Source organism: Brevundimonas sp. ZS04, assembly GCF_001956865.1.
GTDB lineage: Bacteria > Pseudomonadota > Alphaproteobacteria > Caulobacterales > Caulobacteraceae > Brevundimonas > Brevundimonas diminuta.
The window spans coordinates 313210-328071 of record NZ_MTHE01000002.1 but is presented as its reverse complement, the minus strand read 5'-3'; the positions used below and the strand labels follow the sequence as shown (position 1 = coordinate 328071).

Genomic DNA, 14862 nt, shown 5'->3' with positions numbered 1-14862 from the left:
CGCCGGCCAAGGAAAACCCCCGGAACCAGGCGGCGCCGGGGGCTTTTCTTTTCGTTCGGACCGGCTGGATCAGGCGGCCGTCTTTTTGCGGGACGGCGAAACCATCAGCTTCTTGGTCTCGGCGATCGCCTTGGCCGGGTTCAGCCCCTTGGGGCAGACCTGGGCGCAGTTCATGATCGTGTGGCAGCGATACAGCTTGAACGGGTCTTCCAGGTCGTCGAGACGCTTCTGGGTGGCGTCGTCGCGGCTGTCCGAGATCCAGCGGTAGGACTGCAGCAGGGCCGCCGGGCCGAGGTATTCCTCCTGGTTCCACCAGTAGCTCGGGCACGAGGTCGAGCAGCAGGCGCACAGGATGCACTCGTACAGGCCGTCCAGCTTCTCGCGGTCGGCGGGCGACTGCAGGCGCTCCTTTTCCGGGTCCGGCAGGTCGGACTGGAGGTAGGGCTGGATCGAGTCGTACTGGGCGTAGAACAGCGACAGGTCCGTCACCAGATCCTTGACCACCGGCTGGTGGGGCAGGGGGGCGATGGTGATGTTGTGCGACGAGCACTCGTCCCAGCCCTTGGTGCAGGCCAGGGTGTTGCGGCCGTCGATGTTCATCGAGCACGAGCCGCAGATGCCTTCACGGCACGAGCGACGGAACGACAGGGTGGGGTCGATCTCGTTCTTGATGTGGATCAGGGCGTCCAGAAGCATGGGGCCGTGATCGTCGGTCGAGACCTCGTACGAGTCCCAGCGCGGATCGGCGTCCGTCTCCGGGTCGTAGCGATAGACCTTGTAGGTCTTGACGTTCTTGGCGCCGGCCGGAGCCTTGTGGACCTTGCCGGTCGTGGGCTTGGAGCCGCGCGGGAGGTTGAGCTGAACCATCTGCGATCCCCCTTAGTAAACCCGAGCCTTGGGCTCGATGTACGAGACCTCGTCGGTCATCGTGTATTTGTGCACCGGACGGTAGTCGATCTGGACGCCTTCGCCCGGACGCTTCCACGCCAGGGTGTGCTTCATCCAGTTGACGTCGTCGCGGTCCGGATAGTCCTCGCGGGCGTGGGCGCCGCGCGATTCCGTGCGGTTGGCCGCGCCTTCGATGGTGACCAGGGCCTGGGCGATCAGGTTGTCGTACTCCAGCGTCTCCACCAGGTCCGTGTTCCAGATCAGGCCGCGGTCCGTGGTCTTGATGTCCGAGCCGGCGGCGTCGATCGAGCGCAGCTTCTGGACGCCTTCGTCCAGGGTCTTGCCGGTGCGGAACACGGCGGCGTCGGCCTGCATGGCGCGCTGCATCTCCAGACGCAGGTGCGCCGTGGGGGTCGAGCCCGAGGCGTTGCGGAAGCGGTCCAGGCGCGCCAGGTGCTCGTCCGTCTGGGCCTTGGAGGCCGACGGCACGGCCGAGGCCTTGTCGACGACTTCGCCGCAGCGCAGGCCGACGGCGCGGCCGAACACCACCAGGTCGGTCAGGGAGTTGGAGCCCAGACGGTTGGCGCCGTGCACCGAGACGCAGGCGGCTTCGCCCACGGCCATCAGGCCTGGAACCACGCTGTCGGGGTTGCCGTCGCGCAGCGTCAGCACCTCGCCGTGATAGTTCGTCGGGATGCCGCCCATGTTGTAGTGGACGGTCGGCAGGACCGGGATCGGCTCCTTGGTCACATCGACGCCGGCGAAGATTTTGGCGCTTTCCGAGATGCCCGGCAGGCGCGCGTGCAGGATCTTGGGATCCAGGTGATCCAGATGCAGGAAGATGTGATCCTTGTTCGGGCCCACGCCGCGGCCTTCGCGGATCTCGATGGTCATGGAGCGGCTGACCATGTCGCGCGGAGCCAGATCCTTCACGGTCGGCGCATAGCGTTCCATGAAGCGCTCGCCTTCCGAGTTGGTCAGATAGCCGCCCTCGCCGCGGGCGCCCTCGGTGATGAGGCAGCCGGCGCCGTAGATGCCGGTCGGGTGGAACTGCACGAACTCCATGTCCTGCAGGGGCAGGCCGGCGCGCAGCACCATGGCGTTGCCGTCGCCGGTGCAGGTGTGGGCCGAGGTGGCCGAGAAATAGGCGCGGCCGTAGCCGCCGGTCGCCAGCACCACCATCTTGGCGCGGAACTGGTGCAACTGGCCGGTGTCGAGCTGAAGCGCGGTGACGCCGGTGCAGGCGCCGTCCTGCATGATCAGGTCCAGCGCGAAATACTCGATGAAGAACTTCACCTCGCGACGGACCGACTGGCCGTACAGGGTGTGCAGGATGGCATGGCCGGTGCGGTCGGCGGCGGCGCAGGTGCGCTGCACCGGGCCTTCGCCGAAGTTGCGGGTCATGCCGCCGAAGGCGCGCTGATAGATCTTGCCTTCGTCGGTGCGGCTGAAGGGCACGCCCCAGTGCTCCAGCTCATAGACGGCCTGCGGCGCGTTACGGACCAGGTATTCGATGGCGTCCTGGTCGCCCAGCCAGTCCGACCCCTTGACGGTGTCGTACATGTGCCACTGCCAGCTGTCCTCGCCCATGTTGCCGAGCGAGGCGGAGATGCCGCCCTGGGCCGCCACGGTGTGGGAGCGGGTCGGGAAGACCTTGGTGACGCAGGCGACCTTCAGGCCCTGCTGGGCGGCGCCGAGGGCGGCGCGCAGGCCGGAGCCCCCGGCGCCGACGACGACGACGTCGTATTCGTGATCGATAAGCTCGTATGCAGCCATGGCGGGATCAGACTCCGGCCGGCAGCGGGGCCGAGCCCAGCGCCAGACGCACGATGAAGAAGACGCTGGCGGCGGCCAGCACGAGGAAGATCAGGTTGGAGACCATGATCAAGGCCGGGCGGGAGGAGCCGGGGACGTAGTCCTCGAGGATCACCTTCCAGGCCAGGCTGGCGAACAGGCAGAAGACCACCGCCGTCACGGCCAGCAGGCCGGCGTTCAGGGTGCTGCCGAACCAGGCGACGACCGCGCCGTAGTCGGCGCCGGCCAGGGTGAAGCCGGTCGACAGAACCCACAGGCCCAGCGGCATCAGGGCCAGCAGGGCCAACTTTTCGAGCTTCCATTCCCCGGCGCCGTGGCGCTCGGAGATTTTCACATTGTTCTTGAACTTGGGCGCGGCGCTCACAGCGAAACCTTTCCAGCAGCGAACAGCACGACCCAGAACAGGACGGCCAGGACGATCGGACCCCAGACGGCGATCTGGGCCATCAGGTTGGCGGACTTCAGGTCCAGCCCCTTGCCCGCGTCGTTGATCAGGTGGCGCGCGCCGTTCAGCAGGAAGGAGAACAGCACCCACGTCAGGCCGAACCAGATGAACAGGCCGAACGGCGAGCCCGAGAAGGCGGCGAGCGAGGCAAAGGCGTCCGGGCCGCAGGCGACGATCGCGACCCAGCCCAGCAGCAGGACGGCGCCCACGCTGGCCGCGCCGATGGTGACGCGGAACAGGATCGACGCGACCATGGTCATGTGCCAGCGCCAGATATCGGTGAAGGGCGACATCGGTGCGACGTGCCCGTTGGGGTGACGGACGTAGCGGCCCGTCCGGTCGCCAGTTTCGCCCGCAGCCGGGGGAGTGTTCGACATGCGAATGATTCTCAAAAAACCCGAGGAAATTCAGGGCCGGATTGCAGTGCAACAGGCTTTAGTGACGCAGACGGGCCGGTGTCAACGAAGGGGGGCGATTCCGAACGAAAGTCGGCCCCCAAGCGCCGGATCAGAAGGAAGCGACGTGCGTCAGGGCCGCATCGCGCGTTTCGGTTGTGCAAGGAACCGCCCCGGGGCGCCCCCAGACCGGATCGGGCCACAGGGGGTCGTCGCGGCGACGGCCGACGACATGGACGTGAAGCTGGGCCGTGACATTGCCCAGTGCGGCGACGTTCAGCTTGTCGACGGGCGCATCGCGCAGGGCGCCCAGTTCACGCACCAGGGCGCCGGCGCGGACGATCTCCTCGCTCAGAAGGGCGCGCTGCTCGGGCGTCAGGTCTTCCAGCTCGACCGCGCCGGGGACGCGCGGCAGCAGGATCAGCCAGGGAAAGCGGCCGTCGTCCTGAAGCCGCACCTGGCACAGGGGCCAGTCGGCGGCGAAGACGGAGGCGGCCTCGAAGGCGGGATCGGCGGTGAAGCTCATTCGGCGTCCTGATCGGCGAGAAGGCGCAGGCGATAGGCGTTCATCGCCGTTTCGGCCAGGCGCTGGGTCAGGCGCCAGTTGACTACGGCCCCAATCGGCGCGCCGACCAGCGGCAGCAGCTGGGCCAGCTTGGCCACGTCGATGTAGTCGCGGTACTCCAGCTGGAACTTGCGCCAGTCGAAGGCCTTCAGGGCGTCGGGATCGTGCGGGGCGCGCATGGCGGCCTCCAGCGCGGCCAGGGCCTCGGGGCGATGCCGGGCGCTGGAGAAGGCCAGCTGGAAGATGCGCAGGACGATCATCCGCTCCTTCAGGTCGCGGCCGGAATAGCCGTACAGGGCGGCGATCTCGAACAGCATCTTGACCTTGATGGCCATCAGGGCCGGAAAGTCCGCCGCCGCCATCAGGAAGCCCCCGGCCCCCGCCACCCCGCCCTCGACGCTGGCGGTGGTGCGATACAGCTCGACGCGGGCGCGGACCCTGGTTTCACGCTCCTGCAGGGCGCCTTCGGTCAAGGGGCGGGCGGTGGTCCACTCCGACCCGGCCAGCAGGCCGCGCGTCATCTGCTGCACGGCGCCGGTCACGATCTCGTGCACGCGCTCGGGGATGACGCGGTTGATGTGGTCCTGGGTCGCGCGGGTGGTCTTGTCCCACAGGCCGGGCCGTTTCAGCTGGCGGTCGCGCCAGGCCAGGGCCTCGGCCAGGGCGCGCGCCTCATAGGCGGCGTCCGTCATCGGGGGAGCATCCGTGGGTTTGGCCATGGCCGCAGCCTCGCAGGCCCCGACGAAAGGCGCAACGCGGAACGCTTGCCGCGACCCGCCGACAGGTCTAGACCGCCGTCCCATCGAGTACCGTTTCGCACACGCAACATCGACTGGAGAGACCTGAATGGCTCGCGCGAAGATCGCCCTTATCGGCGCCGGAATGATCGGCGGAACCCTGGCCCACGTGGCCGCGCGCGAAGCGCTGGGCGACGTCATCCTGTTCGACATCGCCGAAGGCACCCCCCAGGGCAAGGCTCTGGACATCGCCGAAGCCTCGGCCGTCTTCGGTCAGGACGTGGCCCTGAAGGGCGCCAACGACTACGCCGACATCGCGGGCGCCGACGTCTGCATCGTCACCGCCGGCGTGCCGCGCAAGCCGGGCATGAGCCGCGACGACCTGATCGGCATCAATCTGAAAGTCATGAAGGCCGTCGGCGAGGGCATCAAGCAGCACGCCCCCAACGCCTTCGTCATCTGCATCACCAACCCGCTCGACGCCATGGTCTGGGCCCTGCAGAAGTTCTCGGGCCTGCCCAAGGAGAAGGTCATCGGCATGGCCGGCGTGCTGGACTCGGCCCGCTTCGCCTACTTCCTGGCTGAAAAGACCGGCGTCTCGGTGCAGGACATCCACGCCTGGACCCTGGGCGGTCACGGCGACGACATGGTGCCGATGGTGCGCCACTCGACGGTCGGCGGCCTGCCGCTGCCGGACGCGGTCGCCGCAGGCTTCCTGTCGCAAGCCGACCTGGACGCCATCGTCGAGCGCACCCGCAAGGGCGGCGGCGAGATCGTCGCCCTGCTGAAGACCGGCTCGGCCTTTTACGCCCCGGCCGAGAGCGCCATCGCCATGGCCAAGTCCTACCTGCTGGACCAGAAGCGCGTCCTGCCGTGCGCCGTGTGGCTGTCGGGCGAATACGGCCTGTCGGACCTCTACGTCGGCGTCCCGGCCCTGATCGGCGCGAACGGCGTTGAAAAGGTCATTGAGTTCACCACCAACGACGATGAAAAGGCGATGTTCGCCAAGTCGGTCGCCTCGGTCCAGGGCCTGATCCAGGCCTGTAAGGATATCGACTCCTCGCTGGCCTAAGGCCAGCGGGCGCTAACGCGAGCCGCGCGGCGGCTCGCTGCTTGAGCGCTTAGGTGTTTAAATTGGATAAGGGCCGCATCTTCAGATGTGGCCCTTTTTCATGCGCCATTCCTAGCAACCGCTCATCCCGGCGGACGCCGGGAACCAGTGCTTTGGCCGCCAGCGCACGCTTAGGCGCTTTGAAATGCGGTGCGCGAGGTTCGGACTGGATCCCGGCGTCCGCCGGGATGAGCGGGCAAGGAAAAGCTCAAGCCGCCTCGGCCTCTTCGCGCTGTTCCAGCCAATCTTCGCTCTGCATCTCGTTGAAGCGCGAGACCGTCCGTTCGAACTCGAAGGCGCCGACGCCTTCGGTGTAGAGGGCCTCGGGCGCGGCCTCGGCCAGGACGACCAGACGGGTCTTGGCCTCGTAGAGGGCGTCGACCAGCGTCACCAAGCGGCGCGCCTCGTGGTGGTTGGCCGGGCTGAGCAGGGGGACGTCGGCCAGGAACAGGGTGTGGAAGCGCCGGGCGATGGCGAGATAGTCCTGCGGCCCCAAAGGGCGGCCGCACAGCTCGTTGAAGGTCGCGCGCGCCATGCCGCCGACCGTGCGCTTTAGCTTCACCTCGCGGCCCAGCACCGGCAGGGCGATGGGCTCCTCCGGCTCGCCGCCCTTGAGGTCCGACCACAGGGTCTCGAAGCCTTGCCGCGCCTCCGCGGCCAGAGGTGAGAACCACACCTTGGCCCCGGCCATGCGGTCCAGGCGGAAGTCGCGGGCGCCCGCCGTCTCGACCACGTCGCAACGCTGGCGGATGATGTCGATGAAGGGCAGGAAGAGCTGGCGGTTGATGCCGTTCTTGTAGAGGTCTTCGGGCGCGCGGTTCGAGGTGACGGCCAGCACCACCTTCTTCTCGAACAGGGCCTCGAACAGCCGGCCCAGGATCATGGCGTCGGCGATGTCCGTCACCTGAAGCTCATCGAAGCACAGCAGGCGCGCCTCCGAGGCGATCAGGGCCGCGATCGGTGGAATGGGGTCGTCGCCCTTGCTGGTTCCGAACACGTCCTTGCGGCTGCGCGGCGTGCCGTCGCGCCACTGCTTCACCAGGTCGTGGATGCGCGCCATGAAGGCGTGGAAATGGGCGCGGACCTTCTTCTGCTCGGGCGTCGAGGAATAGAAGAGGTCCATCAGCATGGACTTGCCGCGTCCCGGCGGGCCCCAGATGTAGATGCCCTTGACCTCGGGCAGGGCGCCGAACAGCCCCTTTTTCGACAGGTCGGTCTCCAGCCGCTCCAGCGCGCCGATCAGGGCGGCCTGGGCCGGTTCGGGCGTGATCACGCCCTCTTCCACGCGGATGTCGTAAGCGTTGCGGATACGGGAGGTCATGGCCAGCAGATAGCCCTCGGATGGGGCCGGGGGAAGGCGGTCGCCGATTCGGGCGACGAATTGGAGGATTCTGGTTGCTTCGCGACTGCGAAAGACCCAAATGCAGAAGCGTTTCTCCCAAACGCCCCCGAACAAAGGATGATTTCATCATGGGCTATCGCGTCGCCGTCGTAGGCGCCACAGGCAATGTCGGCCGGGAAATCCTGGCCATCCTCGAGGAAGTGAACTTCCCCGTCGAGAAAATGCACGCGATCGCCTCCCGAAAATCCAAAGGCGTCGAGGTCTCCTTCGGCGACAGCACGATAAAGTGCGAGGACATCGAGCAGTTTGACTTCTCGAGCGTCGACCTGGTGCTGATGAGCGCCGGCGGCGGGGTGTCGCGCGAATGGTCCGAGAAGATCGGCAAGGCCGGCCCCATCGTCATCGATAACTCCTCGGCCTTCCGCCAGGATCCGGACGTGCCGCTGATCGTGCCGGAGGTGAATCCGGACGACGCCAAGCTGGCGACCAAGAAGAACATCGTCGCCAACCCCAACTGCTCGACCGCCCAGCTGGTGGTGGCGCTGAAGCCGCTGCATGACGCGGCCAAGATCAAGCGCGTCGTCGTCTCGACCTATCAGTCCGTCTCGGGCGCCGGGAAGGAAGGCATGGACGAGCTGTGGAACCAGACCAAGGCCATCTACGGCCTGGGCGACGCCACGCCCAAGAAGTTCCCCAAGCAGATCGCCTTCAACGTCATCCCCTGCATCGGCTCGTTCCGCGACGACGGCTACACCGACGAGGAAGCCAAGATGTGGGACGAGACGCACAAGATGCTCGACCCGTCGATCAAGCTGACCGTCACCTGCGTCCGCGTGCCGGTCTTCGTCGGCCATTCGGAGGCCGTGACGGTCGAGTTCGACCGCCCGATCGAACCGGACGAGGCGCGCGAAATCCTGCGCGAGGCGCCGGGGATCCTGGTCGTCGATAAGCAGGAGCATGACGGCTACATCACCCCGGTCGACGCCGCGGGCGAGCACGCCGTCTATGTGTCGCGCATCCGCAAGGATCCGACCGTCGAGCACGGCCTGTCGTTCTGGGTGGTGTCGGACAACCTGCGCAAGGGCGCGGCCCTGAACGCCGTGCAGATCGCCCAGCTTCTGGACGAGACCGGCGTCATCTCGCCCAAGAGCGGCTACCGCACTTTGACTGTCTAAGAAGAGGCCCCTAACGCCTCGCACGCGGTGCGAGGCTGCTTGAGGGGCGTCAGTCGTGTTGTCCCCCCGCCGCGTCGGCGATGCGGCGGGGATCGAAAGGTTCCAGTGTGAGCGCCTCCCCTGCTGCTCCTGCGTCCGAAGCCCGCGCCGCCCTGGCGGCGGGGGTGCTCTGCTACCTGCTGTGGGGCTTCATTCCCCTGGTGTTCCAGCAGATGGCGCATCAGGGCGCGGACGCCTGGGAGATCATGGGCCACCGCGCCGTCTGGGGCCTGGTCTGGGCCCTGATCCTGGTCATGCTGTCGCGCCAGTGGGCCCAGGTGGTCGCCGTCTTCCGACAGCCCAGGGTGCTGGGCTGGCTGGCCCTGTCGGCGGTGCTGATCGCCGCCAACTGGACCACCTACGTCATGGCGGTGAACAACGGCCGGACGCTGGACGCCTCGCTCGGCTATTATCTCAATCCGCTGCTGAACATGGCCGCTGGGGCCTGGTTGTTCCGTGAGCGGATCGATCGTTTCGGCGTCATCGCCATCGTCCTGGCGGCGATCGGCGTGGTGCTTCAGGCGGTCGCCCTGGGCCATATGCCCTGGGTGTCGCTGCTGCTGGCCTTCAGCTTCGCCGGCTACGGCATCATCCGCAAACGGGTCTCGGTCGACGCCCAGACCGGCCTGTTCATGGAATGCCTGCTGCTGGCCCTGCCCGGCCTGGCCTGGGTCGTCTTCATCGAGGCGACGGGTCAGGGCCATTTCACCGCCTCCCCCGCCGCCACCGCCTGGCTGCTGTTCGCGGGACCGGCGACGGTCATCCCGCTGGCCCTGTTCGCCTGGGCGGCGCGGCGGATGCCCTTGTCCAGCATGGGCTTTCTGCAGTTCCTGGCGCCGACCATCGTCTTCGTCATCGGCGCCTTGCAGGGCGAGGCCCTGGGCAGCCTGCGCATCGCCTCCTTCGCCTTCATCTGGGTCGGAGCCGCCGTCTTCGCCCTGGGCGCGGTGCTCAAGGTGCGTCGTGCGTCGGACACCGCCGAGACCATCGTGGCGCCCGAACCCGGTCTTCTGGACGACCCGGCCGAGGACCGCATGGACGCCCTCGGCGAGAATCCGCCGCCTGTGCGTTGAGGTCGGGCGCCGTCCCGTCCTAAAGAAGAAGGCGATGATGATCTGTTCCCGCTTCCTCGCCGCCGCCGCCGCAACCGTTCTGCTCGTCGGGGGGACCACGGCCTGCGCCCATGGCGCGGTTCAGACCGGCGGCGATGAAGTGATCCGCACCGCTCGCGTCGGGGTGAGCCGCGAGGCCGCGCCGACCGCCGCGCCGGGCGCGCCTGTCGCCGTCGCCGCCCCGCCGACCACGGCCGAGACCTTCGACGCCGTCAGCGACGCCCTGGACGCCGCCGCCGCCGCCTGGACCTCGGGTCAGGTGGATGCGGTCATGGCCACCTATGTCCATGACGAGCCGCTACTGGTCTTCCTGGGCGACACTCCGCTGAAGGGGCCCGACAGCGTGCGCTCCGCCCTGGACGCCCGCGCGGCGGCGCCGGGCGGCCTGGGGACGCTGTCTTATGAGTGGTTCGAGACCATGCAGTTCGACGTCAATACGGCGGTGGTCTCAGGCCGGGCGGTGATGACGCGCGACGGCAAGACCCATCGCGGCCTGTTCACCCGGATTCTGCGCCGCACGGTCGACGGCTGGCTGATCGTCCACGACCAGCTGGCCTGGGGGCCGGAAGCCTAAGGCGTCGCCCTACAAGGCCGTGTAGAGCGCTTCGACCAACCGCAGGGCGCGCGGATCGCCGAGCAGGTGGGGCGACTGGCGCGTCATGACATAGGCGGCCGAGACGCCCGCCGCCTGATCGGCGAACGCCATCGACCCGCCCCAGCCTGTGTGGCCGACCGTTGTCGGGTTGGGGCCGAAAATGTTCAGCCCTTCATTGCGCATGAACCCGGCCGCCCAATTCATGTGGAACGGCACGACCTTATCCAGTCCGTGGATGCGTTCGCGCGTCGCCTGGGTCAGGGTTTCCTCCGACAGCACCGGCAGATGATCCAGCGCGCCGCCCGTGGCGACGAGGGACATCATCCGCGCCAGATCCTTGGCTGTGGCGTGTAGATTGGCCGAGGGGATCTCCGCCATGCGCCACTCCGTCGAGCCGCGTCCGCCGGGCGCCGAGCCGCGATCCAGGAAGGCCGCCTTCTTGATCGCGTCGATGGGGCCGAGGTCCGGCGCGGCGGCGGGTTTGCGCAACTGGGCCACGCGGCCGTGTTCGCTTTCCGGCAGGCCGATCCACAGGTCCAGATCGAACGGCTGGGCGAAGTCTTCGCGCAGGGCCGCGCCCATGGTCCGCCCGTCGACGATGCGGAACAGCTCGCCCGCCAGATAGCCGATGGTGATGGGGTGATAGCCGGACGCCGTCCCCGGCGCCCACAGCGGCGTCTGGGCCGCCAGCTTGTCCAGCACCGCCTGACGATCGAACCAGATGGCCGGCTCCACGCCGTCGGAAAAGCCCGGCAGGCCGGACTGGTGGCTCATCAGCTGGCCGACGGTCAGCTGGTCCTTGCCCGCCGCGCCGAAGGCGGGCCAGTGATCGGCGACCCGGTCCTCATAGGACAGCAGCCCCTTGTCCACGCAGCGCGCGATCATCAGGGCCATCACCGCCTTGCCGGTCGAGAAGACCGGGACCAGGGTGTCCTCGGCGAAAGGCTTGGTCCCCGCCAGATCGGCCGAGCCGGCCCACAGGTCCACCGTCGTCTCGCCGTCGAGGGTCACGCTGAAGCGCGCGGCCAGTTCGTTCAGCCCTTCGGGGGCGTCGGTGAAGTTGGCGGCGAAGGCGTCCTTCACCGCATTGAAACGCGGCGGGCAGACGCCGTGGAGGGCGGGGAGGCTGGTCATGGATGCGGTCTAGCGCCTTGGCGGCTTCACGTCACTTGCGGCCGATTACTGGCGCGCCGACGCCGAGGCGTTGCGCGCGCCCTCGAACTCGTCGCCCGGCTTCCACGCGGGCCAGTCGCGCGAGTTGGCCAGGTCGCGGCCGACCTCATACAGCAGCTGCACATCGGCGGCGGCGGCGTCCATCTTCCACTGCGGCGTCCATTCGTCCGTCGGCTGATGATAGCGGTTGGCGACATAGTCCCGGCTGGCTTCGTTGTGACCGGTGAAGCCTGCGGCGGCGAACAGGGCGGGCACGCCCTTGCGCGCCAGCGGGAAGTGGTCCGAGCGATAGAAGGCCCCTGCGTGCGGCGCCGGGTCGGGGATCAGACGACGACCCTCGCGCGCGGCCAGCACCGCCAGCCGGTCGTCCAGATCGTTCTTGCCCGCGCCGATGACGACGATGTTCGGGTCGATCTCGGTCCCCGGCAGCAGGCTGTCCATATTGATGTTGGCGACAGTCGTCTCCAGCGGCCAGACCGGATTGGCGGCATAGTATTCGGCGCCCAGCAGGCCGGTCTCCTCGGCCGCCCAACTGATGAAGACAGTCGAGCGTTCGGGCCGCGGCCCTTCGGCGAACAGGCGGGCGATCTCCATGACGCCGGCGACGCCCGTCGCATTGTCCACGGCGCCGTTATAGATGTCGTCGCCGTTCTTCGGCGTGGCGCGGCCATAGGCGTCCCAGTGGGCGCCGAACATGACGGTCTCGTTCGGGTATTTGGTTCCGGGCAGGCGGCCGATGACGTTGCGCGTCTCGACCCGGTCGGCTTTTTGGCCGAAGTCGATGGACATGGTCACGCCGTCCAGCGCTACGGGGCGGAAATCGGGCGTGCGCGCCTGGTCCTTCAGGGCGGCGAAGTCGAGGCCGGCGCCCCTGAACAGCTGTTCGGCGATCGCGCCCTGAATCCAGCCCTGCGCCGCCACGCGCTCCTTGTTCGGATCGGCGCGGACGATGTCGAACTTGGGCGCGGTCGAGGAATTCTCCAGCGTCGACCAAGGATAGCCCGCGCCCGGCGTGTCGTGGATGACCAGAACGCCCGCCGCGCCATGCGCCGCCGCCACCTGGAACTTATAGGTCCAGCGGCCATAGAAGGTCATGGCCTGACCGTCGAACTTGCCGTTGACCGGGTGGCCTTCGGGCGCGCCGAAGTCGGGGTCGTTGACCAGCACCAGCATGATCTTGCCGGTCAGATCGACGCCCTTGTAGTCGTCCCACCCACGCTCGGGCGCGTCGACGCCATAGCCGACGAAGACCAGAGGCGCGTCGGTCAGACTGATGCGCTCCACCGGACGGTCGGATGAGACGATGACGTCCTTGGCGCGCTGCAGTTCGGTCGTGCGGCCGTTGGCGGAAACGCTGATGGCGGCGGGACCGTCCTGGCTGGTGCGGCTGACCTGGGCCACCTGCACCCACGATCCGTTGGGGCCGCCGGGCTCTAAGCCCAGCGCCTGAAACTGCTGCGACAGCCATTCGACGGTGCGGTCTTCGCCGGGCGTGACCGGGGCGCGGCCTTCGAATTCATCAGACGCCAGGACGCGCGTGGCCTCGTTCAGTCGGGCCGGGTCGACGCGGCCGGTCTGGGCGAGCGCGGAGGTCGAACACATCAGGACGGCGATCAGGCCGACGGCGGCGGAACGGGCGAGGGTCATGGGCGGGCTCAGCTCTTGAACGATTTGCGCCACGCTGCCCCCTGAGGGCGCCGCTGTCGACCCTGAAAGGCCTCAGCGCCCGTTCAGCCAGGCGCGCACGCCGTCCGCCGCGACGACGCCTGAGGCGAAGGAGGCTTGGAGCAGATAGCCGCCGGTCGGCGCCTCCCAGTCCAGCATCTCGCCCGCGGCAAAGACGCCGGGCCGCGTCTTCAGCATCAGCCGGTCGTCCACAGAGTTCAGCGCCACGCCTCCGGCCGAGGAGATGGCGCGGCTTAGACCCTGCACCCCGGTCAAGGTCAGGGCGACGCCCTTGATCCGTGCGGCCAGTTCGGCCGGGTCTGCGGGCAGCGGACCGCCTTCACGCAGCAGGGCGACAGAGGCGGCGTCCAGCCGCGCGGCCTTGCGCAGCCAGTTCGACAGGCTGTCCTTGCCGCGCGGTTTCGACAGACGCTGAGCGAGGGCTTCGACGCTCAGATCGGGCCGCAGGTCGAGCGTCAGCACGGTCGATCCGTCGCGCTCCACCGCTTCGCGCAGACCGGCGGACAAGGCGTAGACGCCGCCGCCCTCGATCCCATAGGCGGCGATCATGGCCTCGCCGCGCACGGTGCGGTCGCCGTGCATCAGGGCGACGCCTTTCAGCGGCGTTCCGGCGAAGCGGTCGCGGAAGTTCGGCGACCAGGCGACGTCGAAGCCGACGTTGGCGGGACGGAAGACGGCCACCTCGGCGCCCGCCTTCTCCAGCGTCGGAACCCATGCGGCGTCGGACCCCAGCTTCGCCCAACTGGCGCCGCCGAGGGCCAGAACGACGGCGTCCGCGCGTTCGATCCGCTCGCCATCGGGCGTGTCAAAGGTCGGAGCCTCGCCCTGCCAGCCGGTCCAGCGCGAGCGGGTGCGGACCTCGACGCCCAGACCCTCCAGCCGCGCCAACCAGGCGCGCAGCAGGGGCGAGGCTTTCATCGCTTTCGGGAACACCCGTCCGGATGAACCGACGAAGGTCGGCTGGCCCAGCCCCTCGACCCATTCGATCAGATCGGCGGGCGAAAAGGCGTCCAGCCAGCCCTTGATGCGCGCCTGTGCGGCGGCGTCATAGCGGTTCAGGAACGGCTCCAGCGGCTCCGAATGGGTCAGGTTCAGCCCGCCGCGCCCGGCCATCAGCAGCTTGCGCGCGATCGAGGGCATCCGCTCATGGACGACGACGCGCAGGCCCGCCTGAGCCAGACGTTCGGCGGCCATCAGTCCGGCGGGACCGGCGCCGATCACGGCGACTGTTGCGGGGGCGGAGGTCATCGACGCCTTCCTAGCGGGAATGTCCGCCGCCGCCTATGCTGGCCAACATGAGCGTCGCCTTTACACGGGAAGAAGATCTGGAAGCCACGGCGGCGGACCTGCTGGACCGGCCGATCTCGCCCCATCCCAACCTCGTCACGCCGCAGGGGCTGGCCCAGATCGAGGCCGAGCTGGCGGCCGCGCGCGCGGCCTATACGGCGGCTCAGGCGGCGGGCTCGATCGAGGCCGACCGCACCGCCATGGCGCGGGCGACGCGCGACCTGCGCTACTGGTCGGCGCGCCGGGGCACGGCCCAGCTGGTCGAGGCGCCGCCGGACGGCAAGGTGCGCTTCGGCGACACGGTGACGATCGAGCGCGAGGACGGCCGCACCCAGTCCTGGCGCATCGTCGGCGAGGACGAGGCCGACCCGTCCAAGGGCAGCGTCAGCCACGTCTCGCCCCTGGCCCGCGCCCTGCTGGGCAAGCGCGAGGGGGATGAGGCGACGGTCGCGGGCCAGTCGGTCGAGATCGTCGCCATCAAGGAAGGTTGAGAAGGG

15 protein-coding genes are annotated in these 14862 nt (G+C 68.4%); 5 read left to right on the top strand and 10 right to left on the bottom strand.

Translation table 11 applies throughout. The features are described 5' to 3' along the window. Window positions 1-69: 69 nt before the first annotated feature. From BJP32_RS04685 to BJP32_RS04660, 6 genes are all read right to left on the bottom strand, one after another. Window positions 70-867 carry a succinate dehydrogenase iron-sulfur subunit gene (locus tag BJP32_RS04685; RefSeq protein ID WP_003166501.1) on the bottom strand — a complete coding sequence of 266 codons (798 nt, stop codon included), beginning with the start codon at window positions 865-867 and terminating at the stop codon, window positions 70-72. A gap of 12 nt (window positions 868-879) precedes the next feature. Continuing rightward, window positions 880-2664 (bottom strand): succinate dehydrogenase flavoprotein subunit, encoded by a 1785-nt coding sequence (gene sdhA / locus BJP32_RS04680; protein WP_040346412.1) that lies wholly within the window; start codon window positions 2662-2664, stop codon window positions 880-882. Between the two features lie 7 nt (window positions 2665-2671). After that, the gene (locus BJP32_RS04675; RefSeq protein ID WP_046652643.1) at window positions 2672-3067 is read right to left on the bottom strand and encodes a succinate dehydrogenase, hydrophobic membrane anchor protein; all 396 of its coding nucleotides are present in this window, start codon (window positions 3065-3067) and stop codon (window positions 2672-2674) included. Then, complete coding sequence (gene sdhC / locus BJP32_RS04670; protein ID WP_232463864.1) at window positions 3064-3525, bottom strand: succinate dehydrogenase, cytochrome b556 subunit; 462 nt, start codon at window positions 3523-3525, stop codon at window positions 3064-3066. The genes BJP32_RS04675 and sdhC overlap by 4 nt, the downstream gene beginning before the upstream one ends. A gap of 130 nt (window positions 3526-3655) precedes the next feature. Then, window positions 3656-4069 (bottom strand): HIT domain-containing protein, encoded by a 414-nt coding sequence (locus BJP32_RS04665; RefSeq protein ID WP_046652639.1) that lies wholly within the window; start codon window positions 4067-4069, stop codon window positions 3656-3658. Then, complete coding sequence (locus BJP32_RS04660) at window positions 4066-4827, bottom strand: EcsC family protein (RefSeq protein ID WP_233126711.1); 762 nt, start codon at window positions 4825-4827, stop codon at window positions 4066-4068. Before BJP32_RS04660 ends, BJP32_RS04665 begins: the two co-directional genes overlap by 4 nt. Window positions 4828-4954: 127 nt before the next feature. Between BJP32_RS04660 and mdh the strand changes: the two genes are divergently transcribed. Then, window positions 4955-5917: a malate dehydrogenase gene (gene mdh, locus BJP32_RS04655; protein WP_046652637.1), complete on the top strand. Its 963-nt coding sequence runs from the start codon at window positions 4955-4957 to the stop codon at window positions 5915-5917. A 247-nt stretch (window positions 5918-6164) separates the two neighbouring features. Here mdh and zapE read toward each other — a convergent pair whose 3' ends face one another. Beyond that, window positions 6165-7277 (bottom strand): cell division protein ZapE, encoded by a 1113-nt coding sequence (gene zapE / locus BJP32_RS04650; RefSeq protein WP_076223140.1) that lies wholly within the window; start codon window positions 7275-7277, stop codon window positions 6165-6167. 149 nt (window positions 7278-7426) lie between these two features. On the opposite strand from zapE, the gene BJP32_RS04645 reads away from it, so the two are divergent. The 3 genes from BJP32_RS04645 (at window position 7427) to BJP32_RS04635 (ending at window position 10198) form a co-directional block, all read left to right on the top strand. Then, entirely contained in the window at window positions 7427-8473 is a 1047-nt protein-coding gene (locus tag BJP32_RS04645) for an aspartate-semialdehyde dehydrogenase (protein WP_076223099.1), read from the top strand. Between the two features lie 107 nt (window positions 8474-8580). Beyond that, window positions 8581-9585 carry an EamA family transporter RarD gene (gene rarD, locus BJP32_RS04640; protein WP_076223098.1) on the top strand — a complete coding sequence of 335 codons (1005 nt, stop codon included), beginning with the start codon at window positions 8581-8583 and terminating at the stop codon, window positions 9583-9585. Between the two features lie 34 nt (window positions 9586-9619). Further along, complete coding sequence (locus BJP32_RS04635) at window positions 9620-10198, top strand: DUF4440 domain-containing protein (RefSeq protein ID WP_076223097.1); 579 nt, start codon at window positions 9620-9622, stop codon at window positions 10196-10198. A 9-nt stretch (window positions 10199-10207) separates the two neighbouring features. On the opposite strand, the gene BJP32_RS04630 is transcribed toward BJP32_RS04635, so the two are convergent. From BJP32_RS04630 to BJP32_RS04620, 3 genes are all read right to left on the bottom strand, one after another. Next, window positions 10208-11353 (bottom strand): serine hydrolase domain-containing protein, encoded by a 1146-nt coding sequence (locus BJP32_RS04630; protein ID WP_076223096.1) that lies wholly within the window; start codon window positions 11351-11353, stop codon window positions 10208-10210. 45 nt (window positions 11354-11398) lie between these two features. Beyond that, the gene (locus tag BJP32_RS04625; RefSeq protein WP_076223095.1) at window positions 11399-13039 is read right to left on the bottom strand and encodes a M28 family metallopeptidase; all 1641 of its coding nucleotides are present in this window, start codon (window positions 13037-13039) and stop codon (window positions 11399-11401) included. Window positions 13040-13111: 72 nt separating this feature from the next. Continuing rightward, window positions 13112-14326 carry a TIGR03862 family flavoprotein gene (locus BJP32_RS04620; protein ID WP_076223094.1) on the bottom strand — a complete coding sequence of 405 codons (1215 nt, stop codon included), beginning with the start codon at window positions 14324-14326 and terminating at the stop codon, window positions 13112-13114. Between the two features lie 47 nt (window positions 14327-14373). Between BJP32_RS04620 and greA the strand changes: the two genes are divergently transcribed. Beyond that, window positions 14374-14856: a transcription elongation factor GreA gene (greA, locus tag BJP32_RS04615; RefSeq protein ID WP_076223138.1), complete on the top strand. Its 483-nt coding sequence runs from the start codon at window positions 14374-14376 to the stop codon at window positions 14854-14856. Window positions 14857-14862: the final 6 nt, after the last annotated feature.

Coding starts and splice junctions, on each gene's coding strand:
- BJP32_RS04685 (WP_003166501.1), bottom strand. CDS start 867: ATGGTTCAGCTCAACCTCCCGCGCGGCTCCAAGCCCACGACCGGCAAG.
- sdhA (WP_040346412.1), bottom strand. CDS start 2,664: ATGGCTGCATACGAGCTTATCGATCACGAATACGACGTCGTCGTCGTC.
- sdhC (WP_232463864.1), bottom strand. CDS start 3,525: ATGTCGAACACTCCCCCGGCTGCGGGCGAAACTGGCGACCGGACGGGC.
- BJP32_RS04665 (WP_046652639.1), bottom strand. CDS start 4,069: ATGAGCTTCACCGCCGATCCCGCCTTCGAGGCCGCCTCCGTCTTCGCC.
- BJP32_RS04660 (WP_233126711.1), bottom strand. CDS start 4,827: ATGGCCAAACCCACGGATGCTCCCCCGATGACGGACGCCGCCTATGAG.
- mdh (WP_046652637.1), top strand. CDS start 4,955: ATGGCTCGCGCGAAGATCGCCCTTATCGGCGCCGGAATGATCGGCGGA.
- zapE (WP_076223140.1), bottom strand. CDS start 7,277: ATGACCTCCCGTATCCGCAACGCTTACGACATCCGCGTGGAAGAGGGC.
- BJP32_RS04645 (WP_076223099.1), top strand. CDS start 7,427: ATGGGCTATCGCGTCGCCGTCGTAGGCGCCACAGGCAATGTCGGCCGG.
- BJP32_RS04635 (WP_076223097.1), top strand. CDS start 9,620: ATGATGATCTGTTCCCGCTTCCTCGCCGCCGCCGCCGCAACCGTTCTG.
- BJP32_RS04630 (WP_076223096.1), bottom strand. CDS start 11,353: ATGACCAGCCTCCCCGCCCTCCACGGCGTCTGCCCGCCGCGTTTCAAT.
- BJP32_RS04625 (WP_076223095.1), bottom strand. CDS start 13,039: ATGACCCTCGCCCGTTCCGCCGCCGTCGGCCTGATCGCCGTCCTGATG.
- BJP32_RS04620 (WP_076223094.1), bottom strand. CDS start 14,326: ATGACCTCCGCCCCCGCAACAGTCGCCGTGATCGGCGCCGGTCCCGCC.
- greA (WP_076223138.1), top strand. CDS start 14,374: ATGAGCGTCGCCTTTACACGGGAAGAAGATCTGGAAGCCACGGCGGCG.